The following is a 12,849-nucleotide window of genomic DNA, read 5'->3' on the forward strand; positions in this document are numbered from 1 at the left end:
GCCACTTTCAATAGCTGTAGAAGAGTTATATGAAGGCAAGGTTAAGATTGTCAGCAATGGCGATGACAGTGAAATTATGTAATTTCAGATTTTGATTTTATGCATGGATATTTGCTGATATAATGATTACTGCATAATATTGTCATTTGTAATATTAATAATAGAATTTACAGGCTGTTGCATTTTATATGTGACAGCCTTTTGATGTTGGGAGGTAACATAAAAGTTATGGGAAGTAATATATATGATGAGAAGAAGCGTGTAATTAACTGTGAAAGTGCAGAAAAATGTGGGAGCTGTGCCTATGCAGGAATGAAATACGATAATGAATTAAAGATAAAGCAGGGATATGTAGACAAACTTTTTAAAGACATCTGTCCAGTAGATAAGATAACAGGAATGTACAGACCAGTGCATTACCGTAACAAGGTTCACGCTGTTGTTGGTGAAGATAAGAATGGCAATATTATAACGGGAATATATGAAGAGAACAGCCACAATATAGTACCTGTATCTGACTGCCTGCTTGAAGATTCACACTGCAGTAGCATTATAGCTACATTAAGAGATTTATTTAAGTCGTTTAAATACAAGCCATATAATGAAGATAAGGGAACTGGTTTTATAAGGCATATTCTTTTAAGAAAAGGCTTTTCAACTAAGGAGATTATGCTTGTTATTGTGACGGCTGATGTTGCATTTCCGTCTAAGACACATTTTCTTAAAGCATTAAAAGAGAAGCACCCAGAGATTAATACAATCGTACAGAATGTTAATAAATACAATACAAGTATGGTGTTAGGACCAAGAAATATAGTGCTTACAGGCAAGGGATATATTGAAGATGTGTTATGTGGCTACAGATTTAGAATAAGCCCATCATCTTTCTATCAGATTAACCACCAGCAGACAGAAAAGTTATACAAGGCGGCGATAAATATGGCTGGAATAACTAAGAAGGATACAGTTATTGACGCTTATTGTGGAATAGGAACAATAGGAATAGCAGCTTCTGCCAAGGCAGGACAGGTTATAGGGGTTGAGTTAAATGCAGATGCGGTAAAAGATGCAGAGGTCAACGCTAAGATTAACAATATAAAGAATATTAGATTTGTGAATGATGATGCTGGAAAGTTTCTTGTTGAATATGCCACACATAAGAGGGCTGATGTTGTTATAATGGATCCTCCAAGAAGTGGCAGCAGTCAGGAATTTCTTGAGTCGGTACTTAAGATTAAGCCAGAAAGAGTTGTGTATGTATCGTGCAATCCAGATACTCAGAAAAGGGATGTTGATATGCTTATGAAAGGTGGATATAAGGTTTTGGAGTGCAGACCATTTGATATGTTCCCTTTTTGTGACTATGTGGAGACGGTAGTGTTATTGTCCAAACTTGATGTCGATAAGCATATAGATGTTGAAATTAAGCTGGATTAGCTTGGATTGATTCATTAAGTGATGAAGAATTATTTAAACCACATATGAGAAAATGGGCTGATGATGCGACTAAAACAGCAGTGTGGGAAGTTTATAAGTTTATTCATGTGAATACTGTAGCTCCTTTTAAAACTTTCAGGAACAAAATTAGAAAATGGAAGAAAATAGTATTATAAATTACAGACAGTAAAGTTAAAAATTTCATAAATAGGTTATCAAAGGCGATAGAAAAACTATCGTCTTTTTATTTGAAAAAAGAAGCATATCCCAGAGGGCTGCTTCATCAATTTTTTCGTAAGTGTCCGTACACTTACTGTGCTTACTCATATACTAATAGATCATATACTAATCGTGTAAGAACAATTTTAAGCATAATGCTTATATTATTATACCATAGTTTGGAAAAATAAAAAATTATATTTCATAAACGTTTCATAAAAGCTATGTAGAATGTTATTGAAAGCAGTTATGAAATACTAAAAAATAGAAAGGAGTAGTTAGTAAAGTGATAAAAAATGCTATAGCATATATTACAAGAAAGAGAAATCGAACTTTAATAATTTTTATCATATTGACTATAGTTCTATCTTGTTTGTATTCTTGTTTAACAATAATGAAATCAAGCAATGAAATAGAAAAGACTTTATATGAAAGTTCTAATTCTTCAATTTCAATAACAAAAAAAGATGGTAAATATTTTAACGTTAATCAATTTAAAGATATTGAAAAAATAAAAGAAGTTGAAAAAATAATAATTCAATATGATGGATTAGCAAAACTAAAAGATGCTAAAGTAGTTAGCGGAGAACAAAGAATAAATAGAGAAGATTTATCTGACGAATTTAAGAATGTTGTTTCATTCGAAGCTACAAATAATACTAAAAGAAATATTTTGTTTAGCAGTAGAGTGTTTACAATTAAAGAAGGAAAAAATATAGAAGAAAATGATAAGAATTCAATTATTGTTCATGAAGAATTTGCTAAACAAAATAATCTAAAATTAGGTGATGAAGTTAATCTTGAATTACTTGACATTGAAGAAAGTGGAAAAATAAAAAGTCATAAATTTAAAATTATAGGAATCTTTTCTGGTAAAAAACAGGAAACATATACAGGATTATCTTCTGATTTTAGTGAAAATATGGTGTTTGTAGATTATTCAACAAGCCAAGAGATATTAAATAAATCAGAAAATAACAAAATTGCAAATAAAATTTTAATGTATTCTAGTAGCGCAGAATCTACAGACTTAGCCTTAAACAAATTGAAAGAGCTTAAGATTGATGAGTCAAAGTATTTTGTTCAAAAAGATTCTAATGCATTTGAAGAGTCTTTAGAGTCAGTGAGTGGAATAAAACATATGATAAAAATAATGACTTATTCTATTATGTTAGGCGGGATTATTGTTCTTTCATTGATTTTGATTCTATGGTTAAGAGAAAGAATTTATGAAATAGGTATATTTTTATCTATTGGAACATCTAAGATACAAATTATAATGCAATTTATATTCGAGTTATTATTCATATCGATACCAAGTATAATATCTTCCTTATTTTTAGGAAATGTATTGATAAAAGTAATTGCAGGTGGATTAATTAACTCAGAGAACTCAATGATTTCTGGTGGAAATTTAATAAATGATAGTAGTTTTATGTTAAATATTACAACACTTGGACAAAGTTATTTAATATTAATAAGTATTATTGTTTTATCAGTTGTATTTGCTTCTTCATTAATATTAATCAAGAAGCCTAAAGAAATATTATCAAAAATAAGTTAGGAGAAAATTATGGAAATATTAGAAATAAAGAATGTATCATATAGTTATGCCAATTCTAAAGAAAAAGTTTTGTCAGGAGTAAATCAAAAATTTGAACTTGGGAAGTTTTATGCGATAGTAGGAAAGTCAGGAGCAGGAAAATCTACACTTCTTTCCTTACTTGCTGGACTTGATAAACCTCAAACAGGACAAATATTGTTTAAGAATGAAGATATACAAAAGAAAGGATATAGTAATCATAGAAAAAATAATATATCTTTAGTGTTTCAAAACTATAATTTAATAGATTATTTATCGCCGATTGAAAATATTAGATTGGTGAATAAATCAGCAGATGAAGGTATCTTGTTTGAACTGGGCTTAGATAAAAAACAAATAAAAAGAAATGTTATGAAATTATCTGGTGGACAGCAGCAAAGAGTAGCTATTGCCAGAGCATTGGTATCAGATGCTCCAATAATACTAGCTGATGAGCCTACTGGTAATCTGGATAGTGTTACTGCTAGAGAAATAATTAATATATTAAAGACATTAGCTAAAGATAGAGATAAATGTGTAATAGTTGTAACACATAGTAAGGAAGTAGCAGATTCTGCAGATATCATTTTAGAACTAAGTGGTAAAAAGTTGAAAAAAGTAAATAAAATGAATTTGGAGGTTGAATAATGATAAAAAATGCATTTGCTTATGTAACTAGAAAAAGCTTAAAATCAATAATTATTATGTTAGTCATTTTGGCTATGTCAACTTTAAGTCTTATAAGTTTATCTATTAAAGATGCTACGGACAGAGCTTCAAAAGAAACATTTGCTAATATAACAAATAGTTTTTCTATGGAGATAAATAGACAGGTAAATCCAGGAACACCTAGAGGTGGAGGAAATGTAAAGGGTGAAGATATTAAAAAGATATCTCAAACAGATAGTATAGACTCTTATGTAAAAAGAATAAACAGTGTTGCAGATTTAGTTGATTATGATATTATTGAAACTAAAGAGACTCTTGCGAATCAATCACCTAAAAGAGCGAAGAATTTTAAAAGAACAGTGATGTTAACCGGAGTTAACGACTCATCAAAAGAAACAAAATTTATATCAGGAGCATATAAATTAGTAGAAGGAAAGCATTTAGAAAATGAAGATAAAAATAAAATCTTAATGCATAAAGATTTGGCTGAAAAAAATAATCTTAAAGTTGGAGATAAGATAAAAATAAAATCTAATTTATTTGATGCTGATAATGAGAAAGGTGCAGATGAAACAGTAGAAGTAGAAATTAAAGGTCTATTCGATGGGCATAATAGCGGTGGAGTAAGTGCAGCACAAGAACTATACGAAAATACATTAATTACAGATGTTCATACAGCTGCTAAAGTTTATGGTAATACAGAAGATACGGCTGTATACCAGGATGCAACATTCTTTGTAAAAGGTAATAAGAATCTTGATAGTGTAATAAAAGATATTGAGAAATTAGATATAAATTGGAGAGGATATAATTTGATTAAAAGTTCATCAAATTATCCTGCATTACAACAATCTATATCAGGTATCTACTCAATTTCAAATAAATTATTTGCTGGCTCATTAATATTTGCAGGAGTTGTAGTTTCATTATTATTATTCTTATGGATGAATGCCAGAAAGAAAGAAATAGCAGTATTACTATCATTAGGTATATCAAAATTAGAAATTTTTGGTCAATTCCTAATTGAGATGGTATTTATATCAATCCCCGCATTCGTTGGTTCTTATTTCTTAGCTGGGTATACAGCTGATAAGCTTGGGAATAATATATTGAATAAGGTTACTGGTGATATAGCTAAACAAATAGCTAGACAATCTGCATCTAGCCAATTAGGTGGTGGTGCAGAAGCTGAAGGATTTAACAAGACATTATCAAGTTTAGATATAAATGTATTACCTAAATTCATAATTTATGTAGTTATATTTATGAGTTTAGTACTGCTTGTATCTTTGATTATATCTTCTTTCAATATATTAAGAAAGAATCCAAAAGAATTATTAATTGACAATAAATAAAATTTTTGGTGCTGAAAAGCACCAAAAATTTTTTGCTTTTCAATACCCAATAATATGCTGTACAATATAAGCGAATATGCTTAAGTGGAGGTATACATGAAAATATTAACCGTTGAAGATGATAATATAATAAGAGAGGGGATAAGTGAATATCTTTCAGAATTTGGATATACAGTTATTCAAGCTAAAGATGGAAGAGAAGCATTGTCAAAATTTAATAACGATATAAATCTGGTTATCTTAGACATTCAGATACCTTTTATTAATGGTTTAGAAGTGTTGAAAGAAATTAGAAAGAAAAGCAATTTGCCAATTCTAATCCTGACTGCATTTAGTGATGAAGAATATAAAATCGATGCATTTACTAATTTGGCAGATGGATATATAGAAAAGCCATTTTCATTGCCGGTCTTAAAGGCCAGAATAGATTCTTTAATTAAGAAGAATTATGGACATTTAGAGAAGTTTGAATATAAGAATCTATCAGTTAATTTTAATAGCTATACAGCTAAAATAAATGGAGAAGAGATAGATGTAAATGCAAAAGAACTAGAAGTATTAAAATGTTTATTGGATAATAATGGACAGGTGTTAACAAGAATGCAAATTATTGATTATGTATGGAAAGATAGCGAAGAAATTCCTTATGATCGGGTAATAGATGTATATATAAAAGAACTTAGAAAAAAATTACAATTAGACTGTATAACTACTATAAGAAATGTAGGATATAAATTGGAGAGAAAATGAAAAAAATAAAGATATTTCCCAAAATGTTCATACAAATATTTTCTGTTCTTGCAATAATAATTATATTAGTTCATTCATTAGTTTATTTTATCTTTCCTAAAACATATTTGGAGACAAGAAAAGAAAAGATCCATAATATTGCAAATGAAATTTCTAGTAATATGAATGGAAAAGAAATAAAATACATAGAACAAACTTTGGAGCTTTATTCGAAGAGTAGTGAAATAAAAGCATTTATAAAAGAAAAAAATAATAAAAATGAAATACAAATCAAAGATGATATAAATGTTAATTTAGAAAGTGATAGTAATTCTTTGATAATTGAAGAAAGAGAAATAACGCTTAATGATGGTGAAAAAATAAATCTACAATTTGTTTCTACAGCTGATATGCAAAAAGATGCGAAAGATTTAAGTATTAAATTTTTACCATATTCTTTATTTATATCAATTTTATTTTCTGCTATTATTTCTTTAATTTATGCAAAAATAATAAAAAATAATATACAGGAAATAAAAATTGTTACTGATAAAATGATGGAACTTGATAAAGAAACGCGGTTAAAAGTTAATTCTAATGATGAAGTTGGAGAATTAAAACAACAAATTAATGATTTGTATTCTACTTTATTAAGAACAATTGATAATTTGGAATTTAAAAATAAAGAAATTTTAAAATTAGAAAAGTTAAAATATGACTTTTTTAAAGGTGCATCCCATGAACTTAAAACTCCTCTTGCTAGTCTTAAAATAATACTGGAAAATATGAAATACAATATTGGAAAATATAAAGAAAGAGATATTTATATTAATGAATGTATTGACATCGTTGATAGTTTAACAAAAAATATTTCTCAAATATTATCAGTTCATTCTATAGAAAATTTGAATAATGATGAAGAATATTTGAAAATAAATGATACACTAGAAGATATATTAAAAAAATACGAAATATTAGCAAATCAAAAGAAAATAACCGTCAATAATTATATATCAGATGAGAATATTTATATAGGAAAAACAGCGTTAAAGATTATTTTATCTAATTTGATTAGTAATGCGATAAAATATACCGATGTAAATGGGGTAATTAATATTGGGATAGTTGATGATTGGTTATATATAGAGAATTCATATGGTAACAATAGAATTTCGAATATGGATGAAATATTTGATGTTAAATTTGATTTAAATAAGGAAAATAGTAATGGATTAGGCTTGTATATTGTAAGTAATATTCTGAATAATTACAATATAGAATATAAAGCATTGCAGGATGAAGAATTTTTTATCTTTAAAATTAAAATATTTTCTTAAACAAGATATAATTTTGCAATAGTTATTGAAAAAATAGAGACTTATTATGTAGCGCTTACTGAAAAACAAGCAGATAAAAAAGAGATGGAGGAAACTTTATGGCAAGAAAGAGATAAAACTTATAATATATATAATATATATGCAGAGAAGGTGGTGCTGCTGGACGTAAATGATAGAAAATATGTTGTTAAAGGTTTGGGGCAATCTAATATATGGTACGGAAACGAAGAAGAAGATAGGAAAGTAGAGACGATTATAGAAAACTATGAAAAAGATAAAATTAATAAGGTTAATGAAATAGAAAAATACACAGAGGAATTGGAAGGAAAAGAAAAAGAAGCGGTTGTCAAGGTAAGAATTAATCAGGACAAGTTCAGAGAAAAATTAATAAATAAATATAAAAAATGTTGTTTGTGCAATGTTAATATGAACGAATTATTGGTGGCAAGCCATATTAAACCATGGAGTATAAGTGATGCAAATGAGAAGCTTGATATACATAATGGTCTGTTAATGTGTCCTAATCACGATAAGTTATTTGATAGAGGATATATTTCATTTGATGATACCGGCAGGATTTTAATTTCTGAAAGGTTAGATGATAATAACAGAATGTATATGAATATAACAGCTAAGATGAAAATAGACATTACAGAAGAGAATATAAAGTATATAAAATATCATAGGAAAAATGTATTTATTGAAAAATAGCTATTAGCAGTATGCTAGATAATATTTTCCGTTTATAAATTTGAAAAAATGTTGTATAAACAACAGAAAATCACTTCTTCATTAAATATAATAAGCGTGTCGGGTGCTAAAGCACCAGGATAAATAGATTATAATAATGGAGAGTAAATATATGGATAATAAAATGTTTTGTTTTCAGTGTGAGCAGACAGCAGGATGTTCAGGTTGTACAGGTAATGCAGGTGTCTGTGGAAAGGACGCTTCTACAGCAAAGCTTCAGGACGAGCTTACAGGTGCACTTATAGGACTTGTTAAGACCTGCGGAAGCAATCCTAAGACAGAGAATACAGACAGAATAATAATCGAAGGTCTGTTTACAACAATAACTAATGTGAATTTTAATAATCAGACATTACAGGATATGATTGATAAGGTTCATAATGAAAAGAATATTATATCACCAGGCTGTAGTGCCTGTGAGGCAAGATGTGGCAATACAGATGATTATGATATGAATGAGATATGGAATGCAGACGCTGATATACGTTCATTAAAATCACTTATCCTTTTTGGAGTAAGAGGAATGGCAGCTTATGCTTACCACGCAATGGTGTTAGGCTATACAGATGATACAGTTAATGAGTTCTTCTACAAGGCTCTTTCATATATAAGCTTTGATTTGGACGAGAGCCAGCTTCTTCCTGTAGTTATGGAAGTTGGTGAAGTTAATTTGAAATGTATGGAACTTTTAGATAAGGCTAATACAACAAGTTATGGAAATCCTTCACCGGTAAAGGTTACTTTGAATGTAGAAAAAGGACCATTTATTGTTGTAACAGGACACGATTTAAAAGATCTGGAACTGCTTCTTGAACAGACTAAGGATAAAGGAATAAATATATATACACACGGCGAAATGCTTCCAGCACACGCATATCCTAAGCTTAATAAATATCCTCATTTAAAGGGTAACTTTGGTACAGCGTGGCAGAATCAGCAGAAGGAGTTCGATGCAATTCCGGGAGCTGTATTATTTACAACTAACTGCCTTATGCCAGTTAAGAAAAGCTATGAAGACAGGGTATTTACAACAGAGGTAGTGTCATATCCACAGATGGTGCATATCGGGGAAGATAAAGATTTTACACCTGTAATCAATAAGGCACTTGAGCTTGGCGGATATAAAGAAGACCAGCATAGAACAGGCATTAATGGCGGAGAGTATGTGATGACAGGTTTCGGACATTCAGCAGTGCTTTCCGTTGCTGATAAGGTAATAGAAGGTGTTAAGAATGGGTCAATCAGCCATTTCTTCTTAGTAGGAGGTTGTGATGGTGCAAGACCGGGACGTAATTATTATACAGAATTTGTTAAAAAGACACCAGCAGAGTCTATAATTCTTACACTTGCCTGTGGTAAGTACAGATTTAATGACCTTGAGCTTGGAGATATTGATGGTCTTCCAAGAATTATGGATATGGGACAGTGTAATGATGCCTATAGTGCGATAAAGGTAGCAATTGCTTTAGCAGAAGCATTTGAATGTGAAGTAAATGAGCTTCCACTCTCAATGGTTTTATCGTGGTATGAGCAGAAAGCTGTATGTATACTTCTTACACTCCTTCATCTTGGAATTAAGAATATACTTTTAGGACCTACACTTCCAGCATTCATCTCACCTAATGTACTGAAGATACTTGTTGAGAATTACGCAATAGCACCTATCAGTACACCAGAGGAAGATTTAAAGAAAATATTAGGCAACTAATTATATGTGATTTTTTTGGTTGGATAATTACTTGCTTTATCTTTAGCTGTAAGCTCTTTTAATTCTCTTATCGTGAAATATCCGCACACAATTGCGGCTGCGGCATCGGCAATCGGGCCGGCATACATAACACCATCAATTCCCATAAATATTGGGAATATTACTATGAGCGGAAGTAAGAATAATATCTGTCGTGTAAGGCTTAATAATACGCCAAGGCTCGATTTGCCGATAGAGTTAAAGAAGTTGGATGTAACCGGCTGTATTCCATTAATTAAAGTAAGGAACATATATATTCTGAAATACCGCTCAGAGAATTGGAAATAAAGTTCACTTCCGTTACCGAATACGCTGATAATCTGTCTTGGAAATACCTGAAAACAGAAAAATGCAATCAGTGATAAGAAAGAAGCTGCTCCAAGTGCTAAAAGGTATGTCTTTTTTACACGTTTGTACTTACGTGCGCCATAGTTAAATCCGATAACAGGCTGTGTGCCTTGTGATATACCAATAACAAAGGACATAAATATCATATTAACCTTTGTTATTATTCCTGCACACGCAAGTGGAATATCACCGCCGTAGATTGACTGTGCACCATAGCGGGACAGTGTATTATTCATAACAATCTGGACAATTGTCATAGCAATCTGGTTAAAGCAGGCACTTGCACCAAGTATTAAAATGTTCTTGCAGTAACACCATTTTATATTAAAGCTGTCCCCGCTAAGTTTAATATTCTTAAAATGGAACATATATCTTAAGCTTATGCAGAAAGATATAATCTGGCCTGTAATAGTTGCTAAAGCTGCACCTGTCATTCCCATATTAAATATAAAGATAAATATAGGATCTAATATTGTATTCACAATAGCACCAACAAGCATAGAAGTCATAGAGTAGCGTGGATTTCCGTCAGCAAGTATCAACTTACTCATACCTGTGTTGGCGATAAGAAATGGAAATCCAAACGCTGTTATTCTTGTATAAGCCTTAGCATATGGCAGAACGTCAGTAGTTGCACCAAAGAATTTAAGCATAGGCGTAAGGAATATTGTTGTAATTAAGAACAATGCAGTTCCGCATACCGCCATAAGAAATATTCCGTTGCCAGCATATTTTTCTGATAAATGCTTCTCGCCAGCCCCAAGATGAAGTGAGAAGTTCGTAGCACTTCCTATTCCTAACAGAAGTGAGATAGCAGTGCATGTAGTTGATAGTGGAAACGCAATATTAGTTGCGGCATTGCCAAGCATACCAATACCCTGTCCGATAAATATCTGGTCTACTATATTATAAAGAGCAGTTACCAGCATTGAGATTATGCAGGGAATTGCAAAATTAATTAAAAGAGTGGACTCTTTTTTATAACCCAGAGGGTTGTCAGTTGTAGATGAATTCATAAAAAGTTCCTTTCATTATATTTAATATTTATATCTTGTTGACTACGCACAGTATAACATATTAAAAATAAAATTGTAATTGACGTAATTGATAAGTATGTCAGTAATTAACACATACAAGAGATAAATTGAAGTTAAATAATTATATTTTATTAAAGTGCTTTTGATAAGTATTGTTGACACACTTGTATTTGGGTGTAGAATATATAAGCTATTAAGTATTCAGATGATTAAATATATTAAACACACAGGAGGTATATATGAGTGTATCTAATAAAAAATCGATAGATATGACAAGTGGAGCTTTATGGAACAAAATACTTCTGTTTGCTCTTCCACTTGCGGCAAGCAGTATATTACAGCAGTTGTTTAACTCTGTTGATACGGCGGTAGTCGGAAGATTTGCAAGCAGTCAGGCACTGGCGGCTGTTGGAAGCAACAGTTCTTTAATATCACTTATGATTAATCTTTTTATAGGAATATCATTAGGTTCAAATGTTGTTATTGCTCGTTATATAGGAGAAAAATCAGAAAAAAACATACACGCCGCAATACATACAGCAATACTTGTTGCCATTATAAGCGGATTTTTTGTTATGATTGCAGGTCAGTTCATAGCAAAACCTGTGCTTCTTCTTATGGGAACACCGGAGGATGTTATTGACCTTGCCGTGTTGTATCTTAGAATTTATCTTCTAGGTATGCCATTTATTATGCTGTATGACTTTGGCTCATCAATTCTTAGAAGTACGGGCGACAGCAGAAGACCTCTTTATTGTCTTATTGTTGCAGGAGTTATTAATACACTTCTTAATCTTGTGCTTGTTATAGTGTTCAGATTAGGTGTGTCAGGAGTTGCGATTGCAACAGTTATTTCTAATATAGTAAGTTCTTCAATGGTTATATATATTCTTACACACGAATCAGAGCCTATAAAGCTGGAATTAAGACAGCTTAAGATATCTGTTAAGGAATTAAAGAAAATATTGGTTATAGGTATTCCGGCAGGACTTCAGGGAATGATGTTCTCAATAGCCAATGTGTGTATACAGAGCACAATTAACAGCTTTGGTTCAAGTGCAGTTGCAGGTTCAGCGGCGGCACTTAATTATGAATTCTTTGCATATTTCCTTGTAAATGCGTTCGCTCAGGCGGCAGTAACATTTACAAGCCAGAATTATGGCGCAGGGGAATATAACAGATGTAAGAAAATATTCCGCATATCTTTAGTGTTTGCGCTTGTATCGTGTGGTATTCTTTCGGGTATATTTGTTATGGGAAGGGAATTCTTTCTTCGTATATATACGACCGATGCAGATGTTCTTGTATTTGCGAGGCAGAGAATTATCATTGCAACAACGCTGGAATTATTAACAGCAGTATATGAGATAAGCGCAGGAGCTATGCGAGGTCTGGGATATTCACTGCTTCCAGCGGTAATTACCTGTGTTGGTTCGTGTGTTATAAGACTTATATGGATATCAACAGTATGTAAGGTTGTACACGTATTCTGGGTGCTTATGATTATATATCCAATATCGTGGGTAATCACAGGAATTGCTATGATGACAGCTTATTATATTGTCAGAAGAAAATGTTTCACATTCACCCATTGACACGGTAGGCGAATGGGTATAATATCATACAAAAAGATGATAAT

The 12,849-nt window shown here is 31.1% G+C and carries 11 protein-coding genes; 10 read left to right on the forward strand and 1 reads right to left on the reverse strand.

What is annotated here, in order from left to right; genetic code table 11:
• The first annotated feature begins 228 nt into the window (after window positions 1-228).
• The 9 genes from rlmD to hcp all read left to right on the forward strand — a co-directional run bounded on the left by rlmD (window position 229) and on the right by hcp (window position 9,786).
• Window positions 229-1,437: a 23S rRNA (uracil(1939)-C(5))-methyltransferase RlmD gene (gene rlmD, locus BM157_RS07695; protein WP_090140565.1), complete on the forward strand. Its 1,209-nt coding sequence runs from the start codon at window positions 229-231 to the stop codon at window positions 1,435-1,437.
• Window positions 1,438-1,481: 44 nt separating this feature from the next.
• A complete protein-coding gene (locus BM157_RS07700; RefSeq protein ID WP_439655373.1) occupies window positions 1,482-1,613 on the forward strand; it encodes a ClbS/DfsB family four-helix bundle protein in 132 nt (43 codons plus the stop codon).
• Between the two features lie 329 nt (window positions 1,614-1,942).
• On the forward strand, window positions 1,943-3,220 hold the full coding sequence (locus BM157_RS07705; RefSeq protein ID WP_090140569.1) for an ABC transporter permease: 1,278 nt from the start codon (window positions 1,943-1,945) through the stop codon (window positions 3,218-3,220).
• 9 nt (window positions 3,221-3,229) lie between these two features.
• Window positions 3,230-3,886, forward strand: a complete 657-nt coding sequence (locus BM157_RS07710) for an ABC transporter ATP-binding protein (RefSeq protein WP_055174967.1) — start codon at window positions 3,230-3,232, stop codon at window positions 3,884-3,886.
• Window positions 3,886-5,262 (forward strand): ABC transporter permease, encoded by a 1,377-nt coding sequence (locus BM157_RS07715; RefSeq protein ID WP_090140571.1) that lies wholly within the window; start codon window positions 3,886-3,888, stop codon window positions 5,260-5,262. Before BM157_RS07710 ends, BM157_RS07715 begins: the two co-directional genes overlap by 1 nt.
• Before the next feature lie 96 nt (window positions 5,263-5,358).
• Window positions 5,359-6,012 carry a response regulator transcription factor gene (locus BM157_RS07720; RefSeq protein WP_090140573.1) on the forward strand — a complete coding sequence of 218 codons (654 nt, stop codon included), beginning with the start codon at window positions 5,359-5,361 and terminating at the stop codon, window positions 6,010-6,012.
• A complete protein-coding gene (locus tag BM157_RS07725) occupies window positions 6,009-7,328 on the forward strand; it encodes a sensor histidine kinase (protein ID WP_055174958.1) in 1,320 nt (439 codons plus the stop codon). Before BM157_RS07720 ends, BM157_RS07725 begins: the two co-directional genes overlap by 4 nt.
• A gap of 84 nt (window positions 7,329-7,412) precedes the next feature.
• Window positions 7,413-8,039, forward strand: coding sequence for an HNH endonuclease (locus BM157_RS07730; protein ID WP_090140575.1), 627 nt, complete (start codon window positions 7,413-7,415; stop codon window positions 8,037-8,039).
• Window positions 8,040-8,190: 151 nt separating this feature from the next.
• On the forward strand, window positions 8,191-9,786 hold the full coding sequence (hcp, locus tag BM157_RS07735) for a hydroxylamine reductase (RefSeq protein WP_318255866.1): 1,596 nt from the start codon (window positions 8,191-8,193) through the stop codon (window positions 9,784-9,786).
• On the opposite strand, the gene BM157_RS07740 is transcribed toward hcp, so the two are convergent.
• Window positions 9,783-11,189, reverse strand: a complete 1,407-nt coding sequence (locus BM157_RS07740) for an MATE family efflux transporter (RefSeq protein ID WP_090140577.1) — start codon at window positions 11,187-11,189, stop codon at window positions 9,783-9,785. The genes hcp and BM157_RS07740 overlap by 4 nt on opposite strands.
• A gap of 260 nt (window positions 11,190-11,449) precedes the next feature.
• On the opposite strand from BM157_RS07740, the gene BM157_RS07745 reads away from it, so the two are divergent.
• The gene (locus BM157_RS07745) at window positions 11,450-12,805 is read left to right on the forward strand and encodes an MATE family efflux transporter (RefSeq protein WP_022503137.1); all 1,356 of its coding nucleotides are present in this window, start codon (window positions 11,450-11,452) and stop codon (window positions 12,803-12,805) included.
• Window positions 12,806-12,849 lie beyond the last annotated feature (44 nt).

Origin of the sequence: [Lactobacillus] rogosae, assembly GCA_900112995.1 — a bacterium.
Lineage (GTDB): Bacteria > Bacillota > Clostridia > Lachnospirales > Lachnospiraceae > Lachnospira > Lachnospira rogosae.